The organism is Microcystis sp. BLCC-F210, from assembly GCF_042134685.1.
In the GTDB taxonomy this organism is placed as follows: Bacteria; Cyanobacteriota; Cyanobacteriia; order Cyanobacteriales; family Microcystaceae; genus Microcystis; species Microcystis aeruginosa_D.
Genome location: NZ_CP169647.1, coordinates 3850173 through 3875544 on the forward strand (window position 1 = coordinate 3850173; position 25372 = coordinate 3875544).

28 protein-coding genes, 1 tRNA gene and 2 pseudogenes are annotated in these 25372 nt (G+C 42.1%); 9 read left to right on the forward strand and 22 right to left on the reverse strand.

The genetic code is table 11. The features are described from left to right. Positions 1-110: 110 nt before the first annotated feature. From ACE3JL_RS18620 to ACE3JL_RS18655, 8 genes and pseudogenes are all read right to left on the reverse strand, one after another. Positions 111-1361: pseudogene (locus tag ACE3JL_RS18620) on the reverse strand (group II intron reverse transcriptase); the annotation flags it as partial. 171 nt (positions 1362-1532) lie between these two features. Continuing rightward, positions 1533-1937, reverse strand: a pseudogene (locus ACE3JL_RS18625) (reverse transcriptase N-terminal domain-containing protein); the annotation flags it as partial. A gap of 32 nt (positions 1938-1969) precedes the next feature. Continuing rightward, complete coding sequence (locus tag ACE3JL_RS18630) at positions 1970-2428, reverse strand: transposase (RefSeq protein WP_375329629.1); 459 nt, start codon at positions 2426-2428, stop codon at positions 1970-1972. A gap of 47 nt (positions 2429-2475) precedes the next feature. Further along, complete coding sequence (locus ACE3JL_RS18635) at positions 2476-3039, reverse strand: transposase (protein ID WP_375328103.1); 564 nt, start codon at positions 3037-3039, stop codon at positions 2476-2478. 183 nt (positions 3040-3222) lie between these two features. Further along, positions 3223-4638, reverse strand: coding sequence for a cation:proton antiporter (locus tag ACE3JL_RS18640; RefSeq protein WP_271989691.1), 1416 nt, complete (start codon positions 4636-4638; stop codon positions 3223-3225). A 126-nt stretch (positions 4639-4764) separates the two neighbouring features. Next, the gene (locus ACE3JL_RS18645) at positions 4765-5103 is read right to left on the reverse strand and encodes a P-II family nitrogen regulator (protein ID WP_375328104.1); all 339 of its coding nucleotides are present in this window, start codon (positions 5101-5103) and stop codon (positions 4765-4767) included. A 78-nt stretch (positions 5104-5181) separates the two neighbouring features. Then, positions 5182-6303 (reverse strand): sodium-dependent bicarbonate transport family permease, encoded by a 1122-nt coding sequence (locus ACE3JL_RS18650; protein ID WP_185241089.1) that lies wholly within the window; start codon positions 6301-6303, stop codon positions 5182-5184. Positions 6304-6397: 94 nt separating this feature from the next. Next, positions 6398-6688: a sulfate permease gene (locus ACE3JL_RS18655; RefSeq protein WP_104396137.1), complete on the reverse strand. Its 291-nt coding sequence runs from the start codon at positions 6686-6688 to the stop codon at positions 6398-6400. A gap of 231 nt (positions 6689-6919) precedes the next feature. Here ACE3JL_RS18655 and ACE3JL_RS18660 point away from each other — a divergent pair, with 231 nt between their 5' ends. After that, a complete protein-coding gene (locus ACE3JL_RS18660) occupies positions 6920-7852 on the forward strand; it encodes a LysR family transcriptional regulator (RefSeq protein ID WP_375328105.1) in 933 nt (310 codons plus the stop codon). A 253-nt stretch (positions 7853-8105) separates the two neighbouring features. On the opposite strand, the gene ACE3JL_RS18665 is transcribed toward ACE3JL_RS18660, so the two are convergent. The 8 genes from ACE3JL_RS18665 to ACE3JL_RS18700 form a co-directional block, all read right to left on the reverse strand. After that, positions 8106-9161 (reverse strand): potassium channel family protein, encoded by a 1056-nt coding sequence (locus ACE3JL_RS18665; RefSeq protein WP_375328106.1) that lies wholly within the window; start codon positions 9159-9161, stop codon positions 8106-8108. Then, positions 9146-9325 (reverse strand): hypothetical protein, encoded by a 180-nt coding sequence (locus tag ACE3JL_RS18670; protein ID WP_375328107.1) that lies wholly within the window; start codon positions 9323-9325, stop codon positions 9146-9148. The genes ACE3JL_RS18665 and ACE3JL_RS18670 overlap by 16 nt, the downstream gene beginning before the upstream one ends. A 10-nt stretch (positions 9326-9335) precedes the next feature. Beyond that, positions 9336-10181, reverse strand: a complete 846-nt coding sequence (locus ACE3JL_RS18675; RefSeq protein ID WP_375328108.1) for a DNA-formamidopyrimidine glycosylase — start codon at positions 10179-10181, stop codon at positions 9336-9338. 104 nt (positions 10182-10285) lie between these two features. Then, positions 10286-11629 (reverse strand): cytochrome c biogenesis protein, encoded by a 1344-nt coding sequence (locus ACE3JL_RS18680; protein ID WP_375328109.1) that lies wholly within the window; start codon positions 11627-11629, stop codon positions 10286-10288. A 50-nt stretch (positions 11630-11679) separates the two neighbouring features. Next, on the reverse strand, positions 11680-12408 hold the full coding sequence (locus tag ACE3JL_RS18685; protein ID WP_002799052.1) for a cytochrome c biogenesis protein CcdA: 729 nt from the start codon (positions 12406-12408) through the stop codon (positions 11680-11682). A gap of 18 nt (positions 12409-12426) precedes the next feature. Further along, positions 12427-12789, reverse strand: coding sequence for a VOC family protein (locus ACE3JL_RS18690; RefSeq protein ID WP_052277350.1), 363 nt, complete (start codon positions 12787-12789; stop codon positions 12427-12429). A 2-nt stretch (positions 12790-12791) separates the two neighbouring features. Then, positions 12792-13748: an ABC transporter permease gene (locus ACE3JL_RS18695; protein WP_375328110.1), complete on the reverse strand. Its 957-nt coding sequence runs from the start codon at positions 13746-13748 to the stop codon at positions 12792-12794. Next, entirely contained in the window at positions 13749-15482 is a 1734-nt protein-coding gene (locus tag ACE3JL_RS18700; protein WP_375328111.1) for a peptide ABC transporter substrate-binding protein, read from the reverse strand. A gap of 204 nt (positions 15483-15686) precedes the next feature. Here ACE3JL_RS18700 and ACE3JL_RS18705 point away from each other — a divergent pair, with 204 nt between their 5' ends. The 5 genes from ACE3JL_RS18705 (at position 15687) to ACE3JL_RS18725 (ending at position 19251) form a co-directional block, all read left to right on the forward strand. Beyond that, positions 15687-15926, forward strand: coding sequence for a DUF433 domain-containing protein (locus tag ACE3JL_RS18705; protein WP_223210923.1), 240 nt, complete (start codon positions 15687-15689; stop codon positions 15924-15926). Between the two features lie 105 nt (positions 15927-16031). Then, entirely contained in the window at positions 16032-17357 is a 1326-nt protein-coding gene (locus tag ACE3JL_RS18710; protein WP_375328112.1) for a hypothetical protein, read from the forward strand. Between the two features lie 24 nt (positions 17358-17381). Next, positions 17382-18086, forward strand: coding sequence for a phosphoribosylanthranilate isomerase (locus tag ACE3JL_RS18715; protein ID WP_002778611.1), 705 nt, complete (start codon positions 17382-17384; stop codon positions 18084-18086). 564 nt (positions 18087-18650) lie between these two features. Next, the gene (locus tag ACE3JL_RS18720; RefSeq protein WP_375328113.1) at positions 18651-18947 is read left to right on the forward strand and encodes a hypothetical protein; all 297 of its coding nucleotides are present in this window, start codon (positions 18651-18653) and stop codon (positions 18945-18947) included. A 103-nt stretch (positions 18948-19050) separates the two neighbouring features. Continuing rightward, a complete protein-coding gene (locus ACE3JL_RS18725; protein ID WP_375328114.1) occupies positions 19051-19251 on the forward strand; it encodes a hypothetical protein in 201 nt (66 codons plus the stop codon). Between the two features lie 124 nt (positions 19252-19375). Here the strand turns inward: ACE3JL_RS18725 and ACE3JL_RS18730 are convergent, their stop codons facing one another. From ACE3JL_RS18730 to ACE3JL_RS18745, 4 genes are all read right to left on the reverse strand, one after another. Continuing rightward, a complete protein-coding gene (locus ACE3JL_RS18730; protein WP_271988224.1) occupies positions 19376-20161 on the reverse strand; it encodes a chitinase in 786 nt (261 codons plus the stop codon). Positions 20162-20287: 126 nt separating this feature from the next. Further along, complete coding sequence (locus ACE3JL_RS18735; protein ID WP_271988226.1) at positions 20288-20584, reverse strand: hypothetical protein; 297 nt, start codon at positions 20582-20584, stop codon at positions 20288-20290. A gap of 530 nt (positions 20585-21114) precedes the next feature. Beyond that, positions 21115-21507: a DUF4278 domain-containing protein gene (locus tag ACE3JL_RS18740; RefSeq protein ID WP_271988227.1), complete on the reverse strand. Its 393-nt coding sequence runs from the start codon at positions 21505-21507 to the stop codon at positions 21115-21117. A gap of 154 nt (positions 21508-21661) precedes the next feature. Further along, complete coding sequence (locus tag ACE3JL_RS18745) at positions 21662-22078, reverse strand: FHA domain-containing protein (RefSeq protein WP_375328115.1); 417 nt, start codon at positions 22076-22078, stop codon at positions 21662-21664. 276 nt (positions 22079-22354) lie between these two features. On the opposite strand from ACE3JL_RS18745, the gene ACE3JL_RS18750 reads away from it, so the two are divergent. Together ACE3JL_RS18750 and ACE3JL_RS18755 are read left to right on the forward strand one after the other, a co-directional pair. Then, a complete protein-coding gene (locus tag ACE3JL_RS18750) occupies positions 22355-22528 on the forward strand; it encodes a hypothetical protein (RefSeq protein ID WP_271988230.1) in 174 nt (57 codons plus the stop codon). Positions 22529-22549: 21 nt separating this feature from the next. Beyond that, complete coding sequence (locus tag ACE3JL_RS18755; protein WP_271988231.1) at positions 22550-23599, forward strand: AI-2E family transporter; 1050 nt, start codon at positions 22550-22552, stop codon at positions 23597-23599. Position 23600: 1 nt separating this feature from the next. Here ACE3JL_RS18755 and ACE3JL_RS18760 read toward each other — a convergent pair. Then, positions 23601-23673 (reverse strand) — tRNA-Gln (locus ACE3JL_RS18760). Positions 23674-23799: 126 nt separating this feature from the next. Between ACE3JL_RS18760 and ACE3JL_RS18765 the strand changes: the two genes are divergently transcribed. Continuing rightward, a complete protein-coding gene (locus ACE3JL_RS18765; RefSeq protein WP_104398279.1) occupies positions 23800-23985 on the forward strand; it encodes a hypothetical protein in 186 nt (61 codons plus the stop codon). On the opposite strand, the gene ctpC is transcribed toward ACE3JL_RS18765, so the two are convergent. Continuing rightward, on the reverse strand, positions 23975-25267 hold the full coding sequence (gene ctpC / locus ACE3JL_RS18770; protein ID WP_271988232.1) for a carboxyl-terminal processing protease CtpC: 1293 nt from the start codon (positions 25265-25267) through the stop codon (positions 23975-23977). The genes ACE3JL_RS18765 and ctpC overlap by 11 nt on opposite strands. Positions 25268-25372 lie beyond the last annotated feature (105 nt).

Genomic DNA, 25372 nt, shown 5'->3' on the forward strand with positions numbered 1-25372 from the left:
GATCGCATCTTCGTCATGACAAGGAGTAATACTATTAGGGGTCGAGAAGGTCGTCACCGACCTCCCCTCCCATTCAGAACCGTGCATGAGACTTTCACCTCACACGGCTCCTAGTTTGATTGTTCCTTTGTTAAGGATACAGCTTGACTTCTTTTGGTTGTCCTTGTATTGTCTATATTAACCTCTGATGATGTTAATGTAGATGATTTAAGGCTTCCATCAGTTGCCGATTTATCATCGTGACAGTGGCGGTGTAGTAATTGAAGGTTTTAATATTCATCCTTTCCGCCTAAGCTTAGAGGGTGAATGTGGTCAACTTCAATTAAATCCGATGGGGTGAAATATTGTCCACATCGGTTACACTTGCCTTGTTGCTTCTTAAGTAGTTTGGCTACTCTCGTAGGTGTGTCAATTGCTTGTCCTCTTCTGGTCGCCCAGTAAGTCCAATTTCCGTCGTAGGGTGAAGCGTCGGCGCGTACTAGGGTATGTCTGACAATTGGTGTCCAATTATGTTTCCATAATTGATAACCATCTTTGGTTTTAAATAACCAAGATTCGTGTCTTTCTTTCCCATTACTGAGTTTAACTGTACCCGGTCTAAAATAATTTCTCAGCTTTTTGTAATTCGCTTTACCGCATCTTGATACTGTCCATGCCCTTAACATTAACCAGATTGTGTAGTCTAGTTTATTGAAGGTATCTTTAGATACTGCTCCTGAGTAGTAGTTAGCCCAACCTCTAATGATTGGGTTTAATTGTCTAATCAGGGCTGATTGAGGTGCTGTTTTGTGTTTTTTGATTACACCTTTTATCACTTCTGTGTGGGCTTTAACTGCTTTTTGGCTAGGTTTAATGTGGGTTAGGAATGTTTTAGGTATTCCTTTCGTTATTTTACCTGCTTTGTATTTTCCGGCTGGGTATTGCCTGATATTGAATCCTAGAAAGTCAAAACCGGGTTCTTCCGTTTTCCCATTATATTCAATGGGTTTGATTGTATGACACACTCTAGTTTTTTCTGGTTTGAGTTCTAATCCAATAGGCTTTAGCCATTCAGAAATGGCAGTTTGGCACTGTTCGATGATTTCGAGTGATGGTGAAATCACTACGAAGTCATCGGCGTATCTTATTAAAACAGCTTGATTCCTATTTTTCTTTTTGGGGAATAGTGTTTCAATTAATCTTGCCATTCCATCCAGTGCGATGTTGGCTAGTAGTGGACTTATTACCCCTCCTTGTGGTGTCCCTGTTTCTATTTTTTCAAATACGCCGTTATCCAATACTCCTGCTTTGAGCCATTGTTTAATATCTCTTTTCAGGGAATTTGGACAATGAATTTTGGACAGTAAAAGGTCGTGATTAATGGCTCTACCGAACCTGTTATGTAAAACTATTAACAACTTATGCTTGTAAAGCTTGTATAGTAAAGCTTTGAGTTTTTGTTAGATTGATATTTATCAACTTTAGAGCATTGCTGGACAGAGAGGGAGCTTGGGGAATTTTCTACATTGTAAGTTCGGAAGAACCTGATTAATTCGGTCGAAACATTTGGCAATATCGGCATCTAATACAAAGTAACTACCTTGATTAATGGTAATGTATATCTTTGATATTGCGTCATGGGCAGACTTTCCGGGTCGAAAACCGTAGCTGGTTCCTTCCATTTTTGATTCCCATTCTGGTTCGAGTGCCGATTTAATCAACGCTTGTCTAGCCCTGTCTTTGATGGTTGGTATTCCTAATGGACGTTTTTCATCCCTACCTGGTTTAGGAATCCACACCCTTCTTAACGGTTTTGCTTTCAGTGTTCCTTTGATTTCTTCGGTTAGATTTAGCCTTTGTTCTGGGGATATTGCTATCATTCCATCGACACCTGCTGTTTTCTTTCCTTGATTGTCTTGGGTTACTTTGCGTACTGCTAATAGACGAGCGTAGTATGATACTAAATCCTGTTTTAAAAAGATGATAACAATCAGTCATAAGTTAGCCAATGATAGTTAGTCAAGTTTTTAATTTCATTAGTCATTGTTTCGAGATACTGACAACGAGTTATCAGAATTTCTTCTATTTCTTCAATTGTTTCAAAATACTCATTAACCAGAGGTTCATCTACTAGAGACCACAATCTCTCGGCTGGCTGTAGTTCTGGCGAATAAGCTGGTAGAAAATCGAGCATGATTCCATTAGGAACTTCAAGTTTTTCACTTCTATGCCACCCAGCATTATCTTGTACTAATAGGACAATTTTTTCTGCTGATAACCCGACATCTTTTGCAAAAGATTGATAGACTAAACTTAACCATTGATGATTAACTCTTGGGATTAAATACCAGAGTATTTTTCCTGTTTTTGGCTCAACAAACCCGTAAACATATAACCTTAATAACGATGATGCACTAGCGCAGAAGGCCTTTCTCCTATTGGAGCCCAGACTTTTCTAATGATTGGTTTTAAGCCAACTCGATGTTCGTCAAAGAATCAGACTTCTACTTGAGAATTGGGAAATTTATTTCTTAATTCTTGAACTTTTACTGGTAAGTTTTGCTTGAATTTTTCTTGTTCAACTGGGTCTCCCTTTTTATGTTTTGCCCTGGGTTTTTGACAAGAATATCTCGACTTTTTTAGGTAATCCCATCCTCTTTGATTCCAAACTTTTTCTCGCCCCGTTTCCTTTTCTATCCATCTGGCTACCTTCGGTCCTGTCCAAATTCCTCCATCCGCAGGACGTTCTTTCAGTTCTTCTTTTAATTTTTGAAATTGTTCTTCCTTCAATAAAGGTTCTTTTCCTCTCCGATGTTCTGCACTTTTTTTCTTGAGATTTTTAACTCCTTCTTCTCCTAATTCATTATATTTCTTGAGAATTCTAAAACTATATTGATAATCTAACCCCACAGCTACCGCCGCATTTTTGATTGTCCATCCTAAGGATATTTTCCACAATAAGTGCCATCTTCTTGTTTCCACTGAGTCTTGACTGTTTCTGTATCTATCTTTCAGTTCCTCTGAACTCAGATGTTCGGCTAAGTAAGCTTTCTTGGGCATTTTATTTCCTCGTCTTTACTTGTTTTATTATAACAGGATTTAGTATAACATATCAGGAGAGGCAAAAGGCAAAGGGGAATAAATAATCAGTTTTTAATAACCAGATTTAGTATTAGTGATAAATGACAAAAAAGGCTGAAAATGCTTCAGCCTCGTCTAAAAAATCAGATTTTACCCGCAAAATTAAGGAATAGGATTAGCCGAATCCTTGCTTGCTAGGGTTTCGGGAACAGCTTCCGTCTTACCAAAAGCGATTCTGAGGAAGGGAGGGGCCAGGAAAGTCGTCAAGATTACCATAATAATAATCGACACCTCCAAAGGCTTATCCAAAATTCCGCTGGCCGAACCAATCCCAGCAAAAACTAAACCCACCTCACCCCGGGGAATCATACCCACACCGATGGCGAGGCGATTGATGCCGGATATGCCAAAAACTGCCCAGCCTGTCACCAGTTTACCGATAATCGCCACAACCATCAAAAAGACAGCGATCAAAAGTCCGGCCCGATTCTCTGGCACCGTTGGGTTTAACACACCGAGATCGGCACGCGCTCCCACCGTCACAAAGAAAATCGGTACAAGCAAATCGGCGATCGGTTTAATTAACTCATCCAACTCGTTGCGGGTATCAGTTTCATCAAGCACCAAACCCGCAGCAAAGGCCCCTAAAATCGCTTCCAGATGAATAGCATTGCCTAAAAATGCCATAAAGAAAGCGAAGACAAATGCGGGAATAACAATATTTCCCCGAGTTTTCAGCCGCTCCACGATCGCCACAAAACTTTTGTTAAAAACACCTCCCAACAAAATTGATCCGATCAAAAAGGCCGTAGCGCTGACAATCAGATAAATAACATTGGTCACATCAATCTCACCGGTTTTGGCTAAACTAGCCACCACAGCCAGAACAATAATACCAAGGACATCATCGATCACCGCCGCACCGACAATAATTTGCCCTTCTTTGGATTTGAGTTGACCTAACTCTGATAAAACTTTCGAGGTAATACCGATACTGGTTGCCGTTAAGGCTGCCCCCGCAAAAATCGCCGGGATAGCCGCCACATGAAAGACGAGCATTAACCCGGCTGTACCTGCCGCAAAAGGTGCCGCAACCCCCACACAGGCCACCACCGTGGCTTGAATTCCCACTTCCTTGAGTTGTCGCAGGTCGGATTCTAGGCCAATTTCAAACAGCAGAATAATCACACCGATTTCAGCTAGAACCGAAATCACTTCACTTTGGGACTCAAAGATTCGGTCCACGGCAGCCGGGGCCAATTGATTTAAACCTTGCAGTACCGTCATAATCAGCGAGTCCGAGGCCGATAGTCCCCCTTCGGGAAAGATGAGCAGATGCAGGGCCGAAACGCCGACAATCACACCGGCCACCAGTTCTCCCAGTACGGGAGGAAAATCCAATCGTCGGGCGGCCTCTGCGCCGAGCTTGCTGGCCAGATAAATCACCACCAGTGTCAGCAATACGCCAGAGAGAATAATCGGTGAATCCTCGGCCACAACGGTGGCAAGCAAGGGGAGCGGAGTCATGGGGGCTGCTATCTCCCCGATCGAAGGAGGCAGAATAGGGGACAAAATCATCAGTTTAAAGGGATGAGGGTTAAAGATTTCAGGTGGTCATAAAACTGGGGGATAGGAAAAAGGGCCACCGCTCAAGGACAGTCAGGCTGAGGATGGGGTGGCCCAGATCAAGACAAGCTTAGTTGTCTAGATTTCACAGCCCTCTGGTCCACAGAAACTCTGTCCGTACAGAACCTCCGCATCACAGAGATAGATCATGCCCGCAAAATTGAGGAAAAACTGATCGGCAACCTGCTTGGCAATATTTTGGGCCATAATTCGATCGGGGGTAAGTATCTCGAACTTAACATTACTGTCGGTTTCGGAAACGTGGGGTTGTCCCGACGAGCGCACGTTGCGACTGCCTTTACCGCCAGTATCCATCACCGTGTAACCGGTCGCCCCGCATTCTTCGATGATCTTGGCGACTTTTTTCAGCAAAATCTTTTCTGTGACGATGACGAGCTTTTTGGCTGGTTTAGCCATGTTGATTATCTCCTTAAAAAATATGTACATTTATTTGCTTGGTAAGCCCCGTCAAGGGAGCGCCCACCGACCACAATCCTAGCCGCCGCTGAGGGCCTGGGCGAGACCAAGGAAGAACGGGATACATAAGCCGATCGCTACGGGCGTACCGATGGCCGTGGACGCGCCTATATAGGCGGAGGGATTAGCCGAGGGGATACCGGCCCGCAACGTGGGCGGCCCGGAGATGTCGGAACTAGAGGAAGCGATGACGGCCAGAACCACGACACCGCCCCAACTGAACCCAGTGGCGTAGTGGGCAACCATGCCGAGACCGAAGGCGATTAGACCATGCACAAAGGGTGCTAGGACGCTATAGACGACATACCACTGGGCCACCTTACGCAGTTCACCCACCCTTGACCAAGCCTCCATCCCCATGACCAGCATCAAGATCGAAAGCAAGCCGCGAAAGAGGGGATCGTAGAAGCTTTTATAGACAGTTTCCGGCTGGGTGAAGATGCCCAAAGCCAGACCTAATAACATGGCCGATAGGGCAGGTCCGCGAAGGCTTTCTTCAATGATCGGCCAAATCTTGACCCGATTATCCGCTGGCTGCTGTAGGCTGAGATATTCCTGCCGACTGCTGGGATAATCCTGCTGATCGGAATAATCCCCGGCCGCCACCGGCTGCTTGCTAAAAGACTCTTGGTCGTAGGCTGCTTCTTTCTGCTTCTTCTTGTTAAGATAAATGTTAGCCACCACGATCGCCGTTACCAGCGCCGGGATATCCATAAAAGGATAGAGTGCGCCGGCCCAGGCCTCGTAGGGGATCTTTTGTTCTTCTAGTACCGTCAGACCGGCTGCCATAGTCGAGCCACTCACGGCTCCAAATAACCCCCCAGTCGCGATCGCATCCACCACCTTCACCTTGGGCAGATTGGCCAAGGTATAGCGGGCGATGAAGACCACCAGAATCCCTACTATGACGGCAAAGATCATGGGTAATACCATTTCCGTCAGGTTGGAATTGCGGATGGCAATCCCGCCGGTCAGACCGATTTTGGTCAGCAGCATGAAGACGATGATCGTACAAATCGACTCTGGGATGACCAATTCACTACCGAGAGCGGCAATGATCATCCCACCAATCAAAAAGGCCAGCGTTGGCGACTGCAACTGCTGGATAAAGTCCATGACAAACAATGAGAAAAAATCCACGAATACCTCCTTAAGCCTCCCCTGATGAGGAGTATTGAATATAAACGGACTAAATGAACCTTCAAAAGCTGAAAGAGAGTAAGAGTAAGGCTCTTTACCCCTTAAGCAAACCTGTTGCGGGCAGAACTTTGGACAGTGTCAAGTCCGCAGGTAAGCCTAATTCGGGATTTTTGGCGGTTGAACTGGCCCCGATCGCCGTCCCAGAAGCTACCCCGAAGGCGAGAGCTAGAGGGTGATAAACGATGGCAGCTGTTAGACCACCGAAGATATCACCCCGCAAATTGTCAAAATGAATACGATTGGTTATTTCCATGAGAATCCAACTGAGCAAAGGATTTTTTGCCACAACAAAGCCGGCGGTTGACAGACCAGCCTTGATAGACAAAACTTTATGGTTTTTAAAGATCGATTGTTATAAATCTATACTAGAACGGATATCTTGACAAGCAAATTTTTGTAAATTGAGTTTGAATCGATATATCTTTACAAAAGTATTGATTTAAACCTATGATATAAGCGGGGTGGGGAGGTTTTCACTCGTTCCCCTCCATTCCTGCTTCTGTTTAGCAAAGCTCCTCAAGGCAGTAACAGAAGTGTAGCTCTCTAGAGGCCTCTCTTGATTCACGCCACTTTACATCAACTGATTGTCTTTGAAGCGACCGCTCGTCATGGCAGTTTTACCAGGGCTGCTGAAGAACTATCGATCACCCAACCCACCGTTTCTACTCAGATGAAACAACTGACTAAATCCGTGGGTTTACCCTTATTTGAACAGATAGGCAAACGTTTGTATTTAACCGAGGCCGGACGCAGTTTATTAGTCACCTGTCAAGCAGTCCTCAAGGATCTTGATAACTTTGAGATGGCGATCGCCGATATCAAGGGCATTAAACAGGGTAAACTGCGTTTAGCGGCGGTATCCACAGCCCAATATTTAATCCCTCAGATACTAGGTCCTTTTTGTCAACAGTACCAAGGGGTGGATGTGTCCTTAGAATTGACCAATCACCAAGACCTAGAAACAAGGATGATCAATAATGTTGATGATCTATATATTTTAAGCGAACCCCCCCAAGAGCTAAACCTGGAGATTCAACCGTTTCTGGAAAATCCCCTCGTGGTTATTGCTCGCAAAGATCACCCCCTAGCGGGACAGAAAAAAATTCCAATTAAACGACTGCAAGGGGAACCTTTTATTATGCGGGAAATGGGATCGGGAATTAGACGGGCAGTACAGCAAATTTTTCTCGACCATGGCATCACCCTATCTGTGCGTTTGGAAATCGGCAATAATGAAGCCATTAAACAAGCGGTCGCCGGTGGGTTAGGAATTTCAGTTCTGTCTCAGCACGTCTTAAATTTAGATCCTCCCAATGGGGAATTTACCATCCTTGACGTGGAAGATTTTCCCATCCAACGCCATTGGTATGTGGTTCATCCCAAGGATAAAAAACTATCGGTGATCGCCAAGACTTTTCTGGATTATCTCCTCTCAGGGGACGTACGGGTGTATGCACCCAGAGACCTGCGATCAAATCGAATTCCTTAAGCGCAAGCGATCGATCTATCTTCCATCCGAACAGGTGAAGATCAAGAACTCGATCGCCTAGGGAAACCGATCAGCAAACCCTAATTAGTGAGTTATACTAAATCCGTTGAGTACAGGCTAGTTATGAGGAGGGGCAAGAGGCAAAAGGGGGAATAAATAATCAGTTTTTAATAACCAGATTTAGTATTAGTATTATCTCTATCCGCAGGGAAATTAATTCCCGAAAAGCTCAACTTTTTTCTGGGTCAATATCCTACCAAGAAGACCCCCGATAGCGCATTTCTCGACGCAGAGCATAACGACGGGCAAAATTGGGAACATCGCCCCGATGACCTAATAAAATCACCGTATCGCCTTGCTGTAGAATGCTGGAATTGTCGGGATGGGTGATGACACGACCATCAAATTGACGGATAGCAACGATAATAAAAGCACCCTGTCCCCGCACTTCCATCTGACTGATGGGTTGTCCCAAAAAAGGCGAATCGCTTAAAATCGAGTATTCTTCAAATTGCAGGTCGATATCGGCTAATAATTCGTTAAGATTGCGCCTACCTTCATCTTCCTGTAAAAAATCAATCGCGGCTGGATGGGTGATTAAATGGGCCATTCTCTCTGCTCCAATGGTAGCAGGTAAAACCACTTGATCGGCTCCAGCTAGTTTTAATTTTTTCTCGGTGCTGGGATATTCTCCCCTAGCGATTATGTATAGTTGCGGACTGAGTTCTCTTGCGGTTAAAGTGATGAAGACATTTAAGGCATCATCGGGCAACACCGTCGCTAAAACTCGCGCTTTGTCGATGCCAGCTTTTTGGAGAATACTTTCATCGGTGGCGTTACCATTAAGAGTTATGTAACCTTTTTCCTGAGCTAATCTAATGCGATCGGGGTTATTATCGACGATAATAAAGGATTGGGCTGTTTTTGCCAATTTAGTCGTTAGGATGCGTCCTATACGCCCAAAACCGCAGATTATGACGTGATTTTCTAGGGATTCCATCTCTTTATTCATCCGGCGATCGCTAAAGGCTTTGTTAATTTCTCCCTCGGTGAGCATCTGAAAAAACCCTCCCACCACATAAACGGCCGAGGTAGTCCCACAGATGATAACTAACATGGTAAAAGCTCTCAGACTGGGAGTGTTAATCGGTTTAACTTCCCCGAAACCTACCCCAAATATGGTGATAATCACCATATAAACGGCATCTAGAAAACTCCAACCGTAGGCCATATAACCGATAGTTGCTCCGACTACCGTAGCGAGAAAAAAACTCGCACCGATGATAATCCTTTTCAGTGAACTTTGCATCGATTTCCGTGACCTGACCATCTAGCCATTAGCTTACAGCAGAATCGAGGACGCAGGAGACAGGAGACAGGAGACAGGAGACGGGAGACGGGTTTTGGGGTTTTGGGGTTTTGGGGTTTTAGTTCAATTTCCCCACTTCCCCACTTCCCCACTTCCCAATTCATAATTCATAATTCATAATTCCCTTGAGACTTGACATTGGGGACAAAAATGAGAGGAGCGTCCACTTAATTTAATTCTGGCAATAGTTGCACCGCAAAGGCGACAATTTTCGCCAGTACGACCATAAACCCAGGCCATCGCCCCATAATTGCCATTAACTCCCGTAACGTGGAGAAAATCGCTAAAACTGGTGCCGCCTTCAGCGATCGCTGTTTCCAGTACAGAAATAATGTTTTTTGTCAATAAGTCTATTTGCTCAATTTTTAAGAGATTAGCGGCAGTTTGGGGATGGATACCACTTTTAAAAAGAACTTCATCCGCGTAGATATTACCAATTCCTGCCACCACATTTTGATCGAGGAGAAAAGTTTTAATCGGACGACGACTTTTTTGACAGTGACTATAGAGGTAATCGGGGGTAAAATTGCGATCAAAGGGTTCCAATCCCAGTTTTTTGAGAGCAGTAATCACGCTTTCTGGGGTTTTATCGGCGGCAATCCACCAAATTTTCCCGAAAGTGCGGGTATCGACGAAGCGCAATTCTTGTTGATTGGCAAAAAAGAAGCGTAAGCGCGTATGAATCGGCAGGGGAGTGGTATCTTTTACCCAGAGCAATTGTCCGGTCATACGCAGATGAACCCCGATACTGCTACCATTATCTAAATTGGCGAGGAGATATTTGCCTCGGCGCTGCCAATTGGTAATCGTAGTCTGAGCAATTCCTTGCAGAAAAGTTGCCTCACAATTAGGATAGGCTAGGGTACGCTGTAATAATACTTCCCCACCGATAATTTTTTTGCCCTGGGTAACTTGATTTAATCCGCGACGCACCGTTTCTACTTCTGGCAATTCTGGCATATAAGTAATTGAACAAAATTAAGTTCTTGGTTAGGGTAGGCAAAAGGCAAAAGATAGATAAACAGAACTTTTCATCGGGAAACGACACCAAATTAACGTCAATTCTACTTTAACTTTAACATTTCGATAGTATCAATTATTTCCCGTTCAAAACTGACTTGAGCGCGATTAGTTTTACCACCAATATAAAAGCGATCGCCTGATTGTAAAGCCCAAATTTGCGAATGGGAAAAGTAACTCATTACCACTCCCATCATCAATAAAGCAAAACCTAAATAGACGATAGGCACTCCCGGATCTGCCTTAATTTGTAACCCTGTACTGCCCACTAATTCGACTATTTTTAGATTAACTCCATTGATAGGAATTGTCATTCCTTCTCGTACAGCAGAGGTTAAATCTCCCTTAGCATCATAGACAATTACCGTACCTTGTAAATCTCTGGTTAAAAGAGAAACTCCCTCACTAAGATCGGTTTTAGTCGGAATCCAAGTTCCCCAGATTTGTCCATTACCTTTGGTGTCTAAACTAGCCATCGGTAGCTGTAGGATCGGACTATTATTCACCTGTACTTTTACCCCGGCAATTCCCCAACTGGTTTGATAAAAAGTCACCCCTTTATGGTGCAAAGGTTGGTTAACTTGAATAGTTTTGCGATCAATCTCCTGTCCTTGATTATCGATCACCGACAAATCAGAATAAAATTGTTCTATATCACCTTTAGGACTATAATCAATCCAAAAACGATTAACTTTAATCCCCCAATCCTTAGGGAGAGAATTTTTAGATAAGGGTCCAGCTTCAATAATATTTTTAACCTGAAAACTATCGCCACTAGCTACCATTTCTTGAGCGAAAAACCCCGTTAACGCTCCCCAGATCGACCCTGCTAAAATAATTAACATGGCTGCATGAACGATAATCGGACCGATTTTACCAATCAGACCTTTACGCGCGTAAAGACTGTTATTTTCTAGAAAAACTTTGTAGCCTTTTTTTTCTAATAGGGGGGTGAGGGATTCTAGGGAACCAGTTTCTAATTCAGCACTTAAAGCTAGTTTTTGAAATTGGCGAGATTGTTGATAAAATTGCCAGTTTCTGGCCGCCTTTAAAGCGGGTAATTGTCGTCGGAAAGTGCAAGCGGTTAAACTGGAACCAAAGAGAATTAATAATGATAGATACCACCAAGTGCTATAAACATGATTTAATCCCAATAGTAATAAAACTTTCCAAGTCAGAAAGCCAAATAAAGCCGGTTTCTCAGGATAATTAGCTTGGTAAAAAGATAGGGATTGTCCCTGTTCGATTACTGTCCCAGAAATGCTAAAAATAGCGATTAAAAGTAAGAGGATAATTGCCAATCGTAGATCGGCAATAGTCTGGATAAATTTCCGTCCCCATCGGACCAGTGTATTCTTTAAATTTGAGGAAGTTTCCGATATAGTCATAGTTAAAAGTTTTGCAATTCTAGCCAATTATCTATCATAACTCTCCACCATCACAGCAGACGGGATAATAAAGAAAAAACTCCAAAACCGATTAATAAAACCCCACTGACAGGATTAATCCACCCGGACCATTGACGCAGGGAAAGAAAGCTTTTCAGCGAGGCAGTAAAAGAACCGACGATAATTAGGGGTAAAACATAACCGCCAGTGTAGGATAACAATAATCCCCCTCCTAAGCTTAAATCCCCCGTATTTGCCACCCATGCCAATAGAGTTGCCAGAACTGGTGTACTACAGGGAGAAGCGATTAAACCAAATGTTAAACCGAGAAGATAGGACCGCAAAATCGGCGGAAAATCGCCGGTAATCCAATCGGTAGCGCCAAGGGAAGGGAAGCGCAGGGGTAATAATTCCAAGAGGTTTAACCCCATCAAAATAGCGATCGCACTGACGATAATTGGTAAACCGATCCCCACCTGTCCATAGACTTTGCCTAAAGTAGCGGCAATTAGTCCCAATCCCGCTAAGGTGGTGGCTAATCCTAGGGAAAACCATGTGGACTGCCAAAAAGCCGCTAAACGGCCTTGATTTTCGTAACCCCCGATATAAGCGACGGTAATCGGCAACATCGACAGCATACAGGGGGTAAGACTGGTGAGTAAACCGGCTAGAAAAATCACGGCAATACTGACAAAACTAAGGTGAGTTAGTTGGGAAGTCACTAAGCGATCGGCGTATTGTTCAAGGTGATAGAGTTGGGTCTGTAATTGGTCTAACATATTGGGGAATTTTTCAGGCTAAATTTGGCTCATTTCTAGGATATTACCATCGGGATCACTGACAAATAATGCCTTTCTACCCGAGGCACTCATTTGAATTGTATAACCTTGACTTTCTAGATAGTTACCCATGGCTGTCACGTCATCAATAGCGAAGGCAAGATGAGGATTACGTCCCCATTTTTCGGGATTGGGACGGTAGTTTTGGTAATTGCTATCGACAATTAAATGAATTTGATAATCTCCCACTTGATACCAAACCCCATCGTATTGAAAAGGGCGATCAATTCTAGTCAATCCTAGAACATTTTCGTAAAAGTTAATGGCTTTTTCTAGCTCCGTGACTAAAATCGCCGTGTGTAAGGATTTTGTGATGTTCATAGTTAATATCTGACTCGCGGATCGAGCCAACTATAGGTTAAATCGGCAATTAAGTTAAAGATAACAATTAAAATCCCATAGATAAAGGTAATCGCCATCACTACGGGGGTATCACTGCGGGAAATAGAATCGATTAATAAAGCACCGATACCCGGCACACGAAACACTTGTTCTGTGACTAAAGCTCCAGTAAAAATTGAGGGAATATCAAGAGCAATCAGGGTGACAACGGGGATTAAAGCATTGCGAACTATATGCTTAGTTAGGACAGAAAAATTAGTTAGTCCCTTCGCTAAGGCAGTTTTAACGTACTCTTGGTGAATTTCTTCGGTTACGGAAGAACGCACGAAACGCATCAACATCGCTCCTTGATATAAGCTTAATACAGTTACAGGCATAATTGACTGTTTCACCTGCTCGACCAAACTATTAAAATCACTGATTTTTAGGGTACTGTTATAAAAAGATGGTAGCCAGTTTAACTGCACACTAAAGATAATAATTAATAACAATCCCGTCACAAAGGTGGGTAAAGAAAAACCAAGCATCGAAAAAGTAGATATAATTTTGTCTAACCAAGAATAGCGCTTGACTGCTGAAATTATACCCAAAGGAAAAGCGATTAAAACCCCGAACATATAGGCACTACCCACAATCCAGAGAGTTGTGGGTAAACGCTGCCAAATTAGGGTAAAAACTGGGCTGCGACTGGTGAAAGAATAGCCCATATCTCCTTGAAGAAATGCTAACAACCACTTGACATAACGCACGGGAAGGGGTTGATCTAATCCGAGACTTTTGCGAATATTTTCTCGCACCGCTTCCGTAATAGCAGGATTAGCGGCAAATTCCCCCATCGGATCCCCCGGCGCTAGGGCCAAGATGCCAAAAACCACCATACTAATAGCTAAAAGAGTGGGAATCGAAAATAATAATCTTTTCAGAAAATATTTGAGCATTTATTTACTACGCTTCCAGTCCTTGATGTTCCAAGTATTTCTATCCCAGGGAGTTAATTCAAACCCCGACAAACTATTGCTAATTGCCACCACATCGGCACGATGAACCAGGGGAATAATTACAAAATCATTAATTAACATATCATTCATTTTAATCGCTATTTCTCGCCGTTTTTCTGGGTTTAATTCTTGACTAAAAGCTTGCCATAATTTATCGTATTCAGGATTACAATAACGAGCATAATTATCCCCGGCCCAACCATCAGCTTTTTGGGGAATTTCGCTACAGGTAAAGGTTTTAAAATAGGCTTTCGGATCGGGACTATTATTACCGGTAGTGTACATTTGTAGGTCAGCATAAAACTTTTCTACCGTGTCATCGTTAGCAGGATCGCTAGAAAAGAAAATACTGGCATCAACAGTTTTTAATTCTACTCCTACCCCGATCGCTTGTAAACTTTGTTTGATAATTTCTTGGGTTTTCTGACGAAGAGGATTGACGGTAGTTTGAAAAACTAATTTCATTTCTACCCCATTTTTATCCCTAGTGCCATCACCATTACTATCTTTCCATCCCGCATCATCTAGTAATTTGTTAGCCTTTTCTAGATTAAATTCATAGCTAGTATTGGGCGAATTATATTCCGATGGCATCACGATAAAATTAGGAGTTGTTTTCCCAGTAATACCATAAAGTTGCGTGGCAATAGTATCTCTATCAACGGCTAAAGATAAAGCTTCTCTTACTTTTACATCACTCAAAAAAGGATGGGGAAACTTAATACTAGACCTCTCACCTTCAGGAGTAGCTTGATTAGGATCACTCAAATTAAATAAAACTCGTTCAATCAAAGAACCGAAACTAGATATTAACTGACCCCGACCCGCTTTTTCTAAATCACTTAAAACCTTAGCCTCTACTTGCAAATTATAGGCATAATCCGCCTCCTGTGTCTGTAAAACCGCTCGTGCCGCAGAAGTGGCATCACCTCCTCCTTTTAATTCTATTCTTTGAAAACCTAATTTATCTGCTTCTCGAAAGAAAGAATTTGGTTCATAAACCGCCGTATCTCCCGGTTTAAATTCTACCACTTTATAGGGGCCAGTTCCCACCGGTAATAAATTAGCAGGGGCCTGGCGTGCTGTTTCATTGCTATACTTTTCATAGAGATGAGCGGGTAAAATCATCCCTTCTGTTCCCACAAAAACTAATGACCAAGCGGGATTAACTTGCTTAAAAGTTATTTTAACTGTATGGGGATTGATCGCTTCCACACTTTTAACTATTTCATAATCGCCAGCGCTAGTAGAACCAGTTTTTGGATTGGTAATAAAATTATAGGTAGCGATGACATCTTTGGCAGTAAAAGGAGTACCATCCGACCATTTAATATCTTTTTTTAGCTTCCATGTCACCGATTTACCATCCTGGGCAACTCCCCCATTTTCAATAGTAGGAATTTCCGCCGCTAAAAAAGGAACTAATTCCCCTTTTTCATCGAAACTAGCCAAAGGTTCTAAGGTAATGCGACTCGCTTCTGAGTCTTTAAATCCCGTGGAGAGATGGGGATTTAAAATCGTCGGTGCTTGCCAATATAAAAGTTTTAAAGTTTCTGAATTATTATTGGTCGTTGCTGGGGGATTATTAGCTGTTTGTTGATGACAAGCACTAAAAAGCAGCGTACAACTAAGGGATAAAATTAACAGGGTCAAGAAAAGCGATCGCTTAAACATTTTTAATGACAATCAATAGTTCAACAGGGTGACTTAGGTGATTCCCTACCCCACCAATAACAAGTTATCAGACATTGAGTCTTGATCTCGATCGATTAATCGATTATTTGCCTTTATCCATTCCTAGTCAAGTTAAATCGATCATGCTATGGTAGCGATGCTGTACTAGACAATAAAATTCTAGGCACGGCGACGAAAATGCTTATGACCTTATTTCATCAGGGTGCGACAGCAGCGGAAATCGTTAATCGTTACCCATCACTAAATCTAGCTGACGTTTACGCCACGATCGCTTTTTACCTCAAGCACCAATCGGAAGTAGAATCCTACTTGCAACAGCGACAACAGCAAGCACAGGAGATTCGGGTAATCAATCAAGAGAGATTTGACCCCCAGGGATTGCGAGATCGCTTTCTTGCGCGTAAAGCAGCGCAGCAAGAATGATTAAGCTTCTGGTTGATGAGAACTTTGATAATACTTAACTGGCTTTCTGTGTTACGATGGTGTCAGTTTTCAAAATACCCGTTATAAATCAAGGAAAATAAAGTTATGTCAAACGGTAAAGAAATTTTAGTTATCGGTGCAAGTCATATAGACATAATTGCACAATACGGATCGGGGGAAGAACAATCAGATTCTTATTCCTATTCAGAGTTAGACAAGGAAGGTGAAGTTAATTTTTCACTAGGAGGAACTGGTCTTATTATCGCCTATAGGATTGCCACTCTACCAGATAAAGAATATAAAATCCGGTTTTTAACCACCGTCAATCCTAATACATTAAGAGGCAAGAGTATGCTAAAAGTCTTAAAAAAGTTTGATATTGACGACACATATTGCATTAAAGATAATGCTATTAAAGAGGGTTGCTTCGTCGGAATGTATAACAAAGATGAAAAAAAGATTGAAAGTGCGGTTACTCAAACTTCACTAGAGACAAATAAGATAAATGATAATCTGAGTAAAAGAATTACAGATAAGATAAAAGAGGCAATTAGTAAAGAAACTTCTATTGTGATTGCTGACTGTAATTTACATTCAAAACATTTATGTGATATTTCTAATAAATGTTTGGAAACAAAAACTTTATTATTCGTTGAAGGTGTTTCCGAATACAAGTGTAAAAGACTAATAAGAATAACTAAGCAACCCAATTATAAGCAGCCAGATAATTCCCATAACTTTATAATTAGTATTTTTTCATGTAACATGGATGAATTTATTAGTTTAGTAAACTATGCCAAAGAAGTAGGTATTATTTTAAATGGTGAATGTGAAGATTTAGTTTCTGTATTTAACGGGAGAAATAGTGCTAACCAAGATTGTATTGCTAGTGTGTGTAAAAAATTCTTAGTTGAGTGTTTTTTAATACATGATAATAATAGAGGTTATCTTATTTTGACAAAGGACGGAAGTTCTTCTTATTTTCAATTGAAAAAACCAAAAGGAAAAGGAGTTGGCGATGCAATCATTGCTGGTGCTGCTCACTATTATTTTCATGAAACTAAAGATATGAACTCAAGAACTAATTTTGAACCAGATTTTGACAAGATGAATAACTTTATCTATGCAGCGACAGAAGATATTTCATTAAAAATAGATGCTGATTTGCTAATAAAAGAAGATATAACAAAAATGGTATACGATGACTATAAGGAAGTGACTGCTTTATCTACCAATTTTATTAAAATTGGATTTTTCATGTATATGATATTGGTCAATATTGCCTGCTTTTATTTTGTTACAGTCAAAGCCCTACCAGCAACAATGCTTTTTTACACTTTCATTTTTAGTGGGATTATGATAGCTTTCTTAAGTCGTCTGATTCCTCCTGATGTATTAATTGAATTCATCAAAAAAATCACTAAAATTTAGACTTAGATTAAATTAGGATTTGAAATGTCTATTAGAGTCAAAATCTGCGGTAATCGAACTCTATCAGATGCTCTCATATCATGCCACTCTGGGGCTGATGCGATAGGACTGATACATGGTATAAACTATGCCTCTGAAGACGAAGTTAGTCTTACGAATGCATCTCAGATTTTAAAGAAAATCCCTGTTTTCGTAGATGTTGTACTAGTTACTCATTTTATGTTTGCTAATCAAATATTAGATGTTTATGAGCATATTCCCACATCTTCAATACAATTACAAGATAATATTTCTGAAAAAGAAGTTAATATTATTAGGGACAAACTTGTTTATGTAAAGCTTATTAAAGCAGTTCATGTTACCGGGAGAAATAGTATAAAAATGGCTCAAGACTATTCGACTTTTTTTGATGCAATATTACTTGATACCAAGACAGATTCACGAATAGGTGGTACCGGTAAGACTCATGACTGGAGAATTAGTCGTGAAATCGTCCAATCAATTAAACCATGTGATGTTATTTTAGCAGGAGGTCTAACAATTGAAAATGTTGAACGAGCAATAGAGTATGTTCATCCTTACGGAGTGGACGTAAATTCAGGAGTTGATGATATTAATGGTGACAAAAATCTAGAAACTGCAATTACTTTTGTAAAGCGAGCGCAGTCGAGTGCCAATCTAATCAAAAATGATTGTCAATTTTCTGGTGTACATTTGGCAAATGATTAGCTTAACATTGCTAAAAATTTCTCTTCAGAGCGATCGCAATCTTGTAGGGTGCGTTCCCTAATGTGGCTCCTACCGCTCCACTAGCAGTAGGCTAATCTGGCTAACACGCTTTTGGGCGTGATATACGGAAAAGTTACAGCAAAAAAGGAGGTTTATTATGGCTGAACGATTAGCAGTTGATGTTTCACAAACTTATGAAAGTGGATTTCTTGGTAAGTGAGGAGACGATAAATTTCCTTGCACCGGAGCAAGAATAACACGGGTGGAATTCCACAAAGAGGTTTCCAAACACCGTATTACTCCCTTTGATGATGGCATAGGACGGGGTGACGCTCACACAAATGATACTGAACTGCCAGTGCGATCGCTGATCTTGTAGGGTGCGTTCCCTAATGCAAGTCCCACTGATCCAGCGATCAATTTTGGGGAACGCACCATGCCCATTGATTAAAGCTGTGGGTTTAAGTGCGATGCCGCTCTTGTGGGACCAGTTGGGGAATGTTAGCGAAGATTCCCGATGTTTAGGTTAAAATAGAGGGCAAAAGTTGCCACAGGGTCAAGCCAATGACAATCCATCAACCCCGCTATAGCAAAGAAGAATTTGCCCAACGTGGCGATCTGATTTATCAAACTCAAATACGTCCACAAGTCGAATTGGGTAATCAGGGCAAAATTGTAGCAATTGACCTTGAAACTGGCGACTTTGAAATTGATGCGCGTGAAATACCTGCTTGCAATAGACTCGAAGCCCGTCACCCAGATGCTCAAATCTGGATTGTTCGAGTCGGTTCTCGCTATGTTCGCCGATTTGGTGCAGCAATTCTCATTTTGAAACGATTTTGCGTTGTTTCAGCGATCTAGAGATTCGTTAAGAATTATTAACCCCTCTAGGTGCAAGGGTTTTAATGTCATGAAACCTTAAAATGAGAATTGCTGGATTTGGTGGACGTACAAAGAGATTAGTATGATCGCAGGAATCGTTAACGCGGATTTTGAGGCGATTATTTCACTTTCGATATGTGACTCTGAAGGAAATATTTACGCGCAAGATGCGGTCGTTGATACAGGTTTTAATGGTTGGCTTTCATTGCCACCAGACCTAATCGATCAGCTAAACCTGAAATGGAAAAGACGAGGACGCGCTATTCAGCAATTCTCATTTTGAAACGATTTTGCGTTGTTTCAGCGATCTAGAGATTCGTTAAGAATTATTAACCCCTCTAGGTGCAAGGGTTTTAATGTCATGAAACCTTAAAATGAGAATTGCTGCCGCTGTAGGACGAGCATTGCTAAACAGGAAAAACTTTGATCGCTTTTTCGTAGTAAGCTTGACGATCAGCTAGTCCGTTAAGACCACCATTCACTCGTCGGGTGATTTCTTCCACCGTTGCACCGCGATCACAAAGAGCATTCATGTTATTATTATGCCACCAAAAACCGCCACTGGTAAAAGGATAGGTGGTACTAACATAATCAACTCCATCCATCACTTTCGGATCATGAATATAATTCGCAAAAGCTTGATAGTTACTGCGTCCCGTTAGTTGAATAACGCCTGCTCCCTTATATTTGGGACCATCTCCTGGATAAATATTTCCCAGGTCTTTCCGTCCGTTATACTCCTCACCGCTACCGAGTTCTTTCATCCATTTCAAGCCTCCACTTTCATGGGCAGTTTGGCTTAAAAAATGACACATTCGGGGGTGAGTGTTAATTTCAAAGCGATTTAAGCAAGAATTGAGATCTGCTAATTGTCCATCGCTAATGACATTACCATAGATAGATTCGGCTTGAGCTTTGGAGATTAAATTATTACCCCCTGGTAATTCTTTAAGTTCTAGTAAAAGTTTCGCCGAAGATGCTCCCAAGGTATCCAATTCGTCTTCTTTGATTTTTTGTTTGAATTGCTCAAAGGCTTGTTTTGTTTGGGGTCCATAAATGCCATCAACACCATTAGCAGGAAGTAATCCGAGAACTTGCAAACGGGTCTGAACTTCTCGGCAAAGTTCCGAGTCTCCAGCTAAGTAATCAATAGGTTTAACGAGGTTTTGTTGAATGATGTCTTCTAATTTCATGGTGTTTATTTCCTAGTTTAGATTTTCCGATGGTGATCTTGGTTATTTGGGCTGTTTTTGTATTTCCTGAGTCAGGAATTATAAGAGGGATAAAATTGCTGGAATTTTTCATTCCTTGCAAAATTTTTATCCCGTATTTGTCCCCTCAGAAATATGACCTTGTTCTGGGTTTGTGCCAGACCAGAGAACCATATTATGGGTATCAACATCCTCCTGTAACCAGTCAAATACAGACTTGGGATTTGTCGCTGTAATCGCCACTACATATTGAGGATTATTTGTTGTCAGATTTTGACCTTTAGCGACATACATAATATTATCCCAGCCATGACTTTTGGGAGCGTGATCAGAAATAACAGTATCCCAAACTATCGTCCATTGAACGATTTTTGTTTTGTTACCATCACTGATATTAGCAAACATTAAAAGACAGAAAAGCAAAATAATTCTTTAAAAGTGTAGGAAAATTCAAAGAACTATTAGGACGAATTTTGGCTCTTCTAGGTTCTGTGTGATAAGTTTAACGGCTCTTCTCGACTTTGTGTGATAATTTTTACTTATAAAGAGTGAAATGCTGACTGGCAAAGACTTTTAGGACTATTTTGCTGAAGAAACTATCAGTATAGACCTCGTTTCCATACAGAAACCAGAAGAGCCAGTTTAACTTACAGAGGATCGATCAATCTTTTTGTCCTCTGTGTCTCTGTGGTTCCTTGCACTCACTCGCCAGGAAGAATGTATTTTAGAATACATTTCACTCACCGAACCCAAGAGAGCCGAATTTTCGGCAACTCTATAACTTAGCTTCTAGGTGTGTCCGTACTGGCTATAGCTAAAAGTCTTATAGAGCCTGAGTTAAAGTTATGTAATTATAATTCCTGTGGGTGGCATTTTTAGTCCCAAAAACATTCCCCCCGGCAGAACCGAGGGGAAAGTGGGGAAAAACTGCTAATCTAGCAGTTTAAGGCTAAGTCTTGGGATTCTTTTTTCAAGAGATTAACGAGGGTTTCGTCACCACTCTCTTGAGCGATTTGTAAACGACGTTCCAGACGATGACGAATATTGTTCAGATGGATGCTAGAAAGGGTTTCCTCTTGGACAACAACAGGGGGTTTGACAACGGGCAACGGACAAATGTTTGGGGTGACTTGTCCAGCAAGATGAGGACGAGTGCTGTAGGCAACTCCACGATACTGACGATGCAGTTTCGGCTCTAATTGGATCATATGACGAGGATAATGGTGATTCCAGTCCTGACCTCGGTATTTACCCCCGATATCTCCGGTTTTCATCTCCAAGGGGAGCGAATCCCTTTCGTACTTAACTCCTCGATAGGCTAACGTCATATCACTGACTCCCTGCAATGCTTTCAATTGACTTTAATCTCTCTTGTCGTCTCTATTTAGGGACAGCAAGTCAGAAGACTTTATTTCTTATTCTGTATCTATTTTTACATTTCGTTAGGGAAATTGAAAAAACTTTATAAAAATTTAATATTGTCTAGGTGACGATCGTATCATTTTCCGGCTGAGTTTGGTTGCCCACCAAAGGAACCTCTAGGGGTTTGAAGACTAATTGGGGTTGTTCATGCTCAGGGATGAGACGAATTTGAATTTGCGGGCCAGAGGCGGCTAAACGAACCACCATACCATCAACGATGACAGTTTTCTCGATCGGTTTGCCATTGAGAAACGTCCCATTTGTCCCTAAATTTTCCAATTCCCAATGACCGCGATCATTCTGGCGGATTTCTAAGTGCCGCCTCGAAACCACAGCACTATAAAGAACTACATGATTATCCAGCGCCCTGCCAATGAGAATAGTTGATTGGTCATTGTCAAATTGCCAATGTTGTAAGGGCGTGGCTTGATTGGGATGTAAAAGAGTTAAAGTGATCACGGTAACTATTGGCGGCACGATAGGGGTGGTGAACAGGGTAAATCTTATTTGCTCTCAAGATTTATCTTGACATTAAGTCTTTAATCCTAGCAATGAAAATCTCTAGTTACTCGACTGAGCCTTTCTCCTCTATTGTCTCACACTTTCCCGTTCCCTCTGAACCGACCTCGCCCCAAAAATCTAACCCCTTCGCTCTAGTATTAATAAAACTAATGGGAGATGACTTCCACATTTTGACCAATTTTTAACCTCTTCAGGGATAAGATAGTGCTTATGCCACCTAAACATTGATCTATGAGCGGCTTTATTATCAAAATAATCTTGATATCGGCTTTGATTTCCCTGGGAATTAAATATCTAGCCCCTTTATTATCGATCGCTCCCAGTCCTCTTAACACTTTAATTCTGGTTTTTGCTCCTTTTCTGCTCACGGTTTTTGCCCTCTGGAGACGGACAACAACTGATTAGAAATTTTTCTCCTTACTCATCATGACTTTTGGCAGCAGCCTCGGTTTAGTCCTGTTAGTCTTTTGTCTGTTGATTCTCTGGCAGATTCGACAGATTCTCTTATTATCATTGATGGCGATTCTTCTGGCTCAGATTTTAAATTTGGCTGTGACTTGGTGGCAGCGTCATCACCTCAAGCGTTCCCACGCCCTAATTATCACGCTTTTAAGCTTTTTTATTGGTATTATCGGTATTTTTGTGGGGATTATACCCGCTTTAGTCCAACAATTTCGCCAATTATTTAGTTTACTTCCCCAAGCTATAGAAAGACTCTGGGGACAAGTCCATAGTTTTGAGGATTATCTCGATCCTAGTCTGGCCACTGTCTTCCCAGACTTTAAAACGCTGCTGGCTCAATTACAACCCCTAATTAACCAAATTGCTGGCCGGGGTTTGAGCATTTTTTACGGTACTTTCGGCATTATCCTCAGCTTACTGCTAATTGTTGCCCTGAGCTTGATGATTCTCGCCGATCCTGCCGCTTACCACCGTTGTTTTCTGCGTTTATTTCCCGCTTTCTACCGTCCTAGAGTACGATCGATACTAGAACAGTGCGATCAAGATTTAAAAGCTTGGCTAAAAGGAATTTTCTGTCATATGTTGATTATGACCTTGGGCAGTTGTCTAGGTCTATCCTTGATCGGCATTCCCCTCGCTTTTTCCCAATCTATTCTGGCAGGATTTCTCACCTTTATCCCCAACCTCGGGCCGGTTTTAAGTACGATTTTACCCTTTTCTATCGCCCTTCTGGAAGCTCCCTGGCAACCCTGGGCAGTTTTACTACTCTACAGCAGTATTTATCTGTTAATTCAATATTTCGACCATCATCCACCGTTGCCCATTTTAACAGTGCGGTCGCTCAAGCTCCTACCCGCTTTTACCCTGTTGGCCCAGTTGTTTTTCGCCTCGATTTTTGGCTTTTTAGGGCTATTTCTGGCGGTTCCCCTGACTCTTATCGGTCGCATTTGGCTAAAGGAAGCTTTGATCGAGGATATTCTCAATCATTGGCGCATCGGGGATAAGAAATTTTAAACTGGGGATCTAGGATTCGAACCTAGGAAATGGCGGGACCAAAACCCGCTGCCTTACCGCTTGGCTAATCCCCATTGGACAGACCTTTTTAATATTAGCATTTATCTCCCCGGTTTTGTCAAGAAGTTGATAAAAATTTTTTGCTTAGGGATTGAGAGATGCTATAAAAAAGGGAATAGAGGGATTAAGGAGAAAAATCTATGGATAATACCGCACAAAACTGGTACATTGTCCAGGAAAATACGGGAATTTGTCAGATTATAGCCCTAGAAAACGGAAAAACCCCAGTTAATGGTCAATACTGGGGTCCTTTTGCCGAGCGGGGAGAAGCGATCGCCCGTCGGGTGGGTTTAATTCGAGCGGGCAAATGTCAACCTATTGTTTAGCGGTATTGGTGGGCGTTTTCTTGCCTTCAGTGATTTCTTTTTCCAAGATTTCAAAAGCTTTCTTGAATTGAGGATCCTGGAAGGTTCCCACCCGATCCCGTTCCTGTTGAAGATTTTTGCGATCTTCCTCGCTCAGTTCCGACTCCACATCCGGATGAATACCATCTTTATTGATGTCCCGTCCGTCGGGGGTGAGATACTTGGCAATCGTCACCGCTAATCCCGAACCATCACTGAGACTGCGTACCGATTGCACTAATCCCTTACCAAAGGTTTTCGTACCGACAATAACCGCCCGCTCATGATCCTGTAAAGCTCCGGAGAGAATTTCACTGGCACTAGCGGAACCACCATCGACGAGAACAACTAGGGGTTTATTAGTCAAAGCTTGATTGTTGGCCCGTTGACGTTCCGTCACCCCTTTGCGATCGACCGTAGAGACAATTAAACCATCGGGTATCCACATCCGAGCGATTTCGATGCTGGCGTAGAGTAAACCGCCGGGGTTAGAACGCAGATCGAGAATATAACCCTTCACCTGTTCAGCTTCCAATTCGCGAATCGCTTGACTCATATCGCCACTAGCTTGGGCGCTAAATTGATTGAGACGGATATAACCGACTTTACCGATCGGGGTGTTTTCCGTGTGGGAGCGCACTGGGTGAATTTCAATTTTCGCCCGGGTAAGAGTCAATTCTTTCTTCTCCTCACCCCGTTGAATGGTGATCTTAACACTTGTCCCCACTTTGCCGCGGATCATGCTCACCGCTTGCTCGAGTTCCATACCTTCGGTAGATTTACCATCGATAGAGATAATCACATCTTTGGGCAGCACACCAGCTTTAGAAGCGGGAGTGTCTTCAATGGGTGAAACCACGACTAACTGCTTGGTTGTCTCATCTTTGGTCAGTTGAATCCCTACCCCAGTCAACTCTCCCGATGTATCGATCTTCATATTGTTAAACTCTTTGGGATCCATAAAACGGGTATAGGGATCATTGAGAGTTTTCAACATCTCGCGGATAGCGGTGTATGCTTCCTCTTGATTTTTGTAGGAACGATTTAAATACTGATTGCGGATGGCGTTCCAGTCCGATTGATTAAAAGTGCCATCTAAATAAGTGCGGTTGATGATCTGCCAAACCTCATCAACGGTTTCCTTGGGACTTTCCTGAAAAAAAGCTTGACTTTGGGAGAGACGGAATCCCGCCCCCGTGACGGCGACGGTAGACAGGACCACTGCTGTAGCACCGAGAACAAGTCCGCGTTTGTTGATAACCATAGGTAATTTTCGGATAAATTAGGCTGTTCTTGCCGGAACGCTCTTTCTGGCTGACCGTCGAAATATCTTGGCAAAAAGGAGCGTTTAGGTTTACTGGAGACAGAC

Coding starts and splice junctions, on each gene's coding strand:
- ACE3JL_RS18635 (WP_375328103.1), bottom strand. CDS start 3,039: ATGCCCAAGAAAGCTTACTTAGCCGAACATCTGAGTTCAGAGGAACTG.
- ACE3JL_RS18640 (WP_271989691.1), bottom strand. CDS start 4,638: ATGATTTTGTCCCCTATTCTGCCTCCTTCGATCGGGGAGATAGCAGCC.
- ACE3JL_RS18645 (WP_375328104.1), bottom strand. CDS start 5,103: ATGGCTAAACCAGCCAAAAAGCTCGTCATCGTCACAGAAAAGATTTTG.
- ACE3JL_RS18665 (WP_375328106.1), bottom strand. CDS start 9,161: ATGCAAAGTTCACTGAAAAGGATTATCATCGGTGCGAGTTTTTTTCTC.
- ACE3JL_RS18670 (WP_375328107.1), bottom strand. CDS start 9,325: ATGAATTGGGAAGTGGGGAAGTGGGGAAGTGGGGAAATTGAACTAAAA.
- ACE3JL_RS18675 (WP_375328108.1), bottom strand. CDS start 10,181: ATGCCAGAATTGCCAGAAGTAGAAACGGTGCGTCGCGGATTAAATCAA.
- ACE3JL_RS18680 (WP_375328109.1), bottom strand. CDS start 11,629: ATGACTATATCGGAAACTTCCTCAAATTTAAAGAATACACTGGTCCGA.
- ACE3JL_RS18685 (WP_002799052.1), bottom strand. CDS start 12,408: ATGTTAGACCAATTACAGACCCAACTCTATCACCTTGAACAATACGCC.
- ACE3JL_RS18690 (WP_052277350.1), bottom strand. CDS start 12,789: ATGAACATCACAAAATCCTTACACACGGCGATTTTAGTCACGGAGCTA.
- ACE3JL_RS18695 (WP_375328110.1), bottom strand. CDS start 13,748: ATGCTCAAATATTTTCTGAAAAGATTATTATTTTCGATTCCCACTCTT.
- ACE3JL_RS18700 (WP_375328111.1), bottom strand. CDS start 15,482: ATGTTTAAGCGATCGCTTTTCTTGACCCTGTTAATTTTATCCCTTAGT.
- ACE3JL_RS18705 (WP_223210923.1), top strand. CDS start 15,687: ATGACCTTATTTCATCAGGGTGCGACAGCAGCGGAAATCGTTAATCGT.
- ACE3JL_RS18710 (WP_375328112.1), top strand. CDS start 16,032: ATGTCAAACGGTAAAGAAATTTTAGTTATCGGTGCAAGTCATATAGAC.
- ACE3JL_RS18715 (WP_002778611.1), top strand. CDS start 17,382: ATGTCTATTAGAGTCAAAATCTGCGGTAATCGAACTCTATCAGATGCT.
- ACE3JL_RS18720 (WP_375328113.1), top strand. CDS start 18,651: ATGACAATCCATCAACCCCGCTATAGCAAAGAAGAATTTGCCCAACGT.
- ACE3JL_RS18725 (WP_375328114.1), top strand. CDS start 19,051: ATGATCGCAGGAATCGTTAACGCGGATTTTGAGGCGATTATTTCACTT.
- ACE3JL_RS18730 (WP_271988224.1), bottom strand. CDS start 20,161: ATGAAATTAGAAGACATCATTCAACAAAACCTCGTTAAACCTATTGAT.
- ACE3JL_RS18735 (WP_271988226.1), bottom strand. CDS start 20,584: ATGTTTGCTAATATCAGTGATGGTAACAAAACAAAAATCGTTCAATGG.
- ACE3JL_RS18740 (WP_271988227.1), bottom strand. CDS start 21,507: ATGACGTTAGCCTATCGAGGAGTTAAGTACGAAAGGGATTCGCTCCCC.
- ACE3JL_RS18750 (WP_271988230.1), top strand. CDS start 22,355: ATGAGCGGCTTTATTATCAAAATAATCTTGATATCGGCTTTGATTTCC.
- ACE3JL_RS18755 (WP_271988231.1), top strand. CDS start 22,550: ATGACTTTTGGCAGCAGCCTCGGTTTAGTCCTGTTAGTCTTTTGTCTG.
- ACE3JL_RS18765 (WP_104398279.1), top strand. CDS start 23,800: ATGGATAATACCGCACAAAACTGGTACATTGTCCAGGAAAATACGGGA.
- ctpC (WP_271988232.1), bottom strand. CDS start 25,267: ATGGTTATCAACAAACGCGGACTTGTTCTCGGTGCTACAGCAGTGGTC.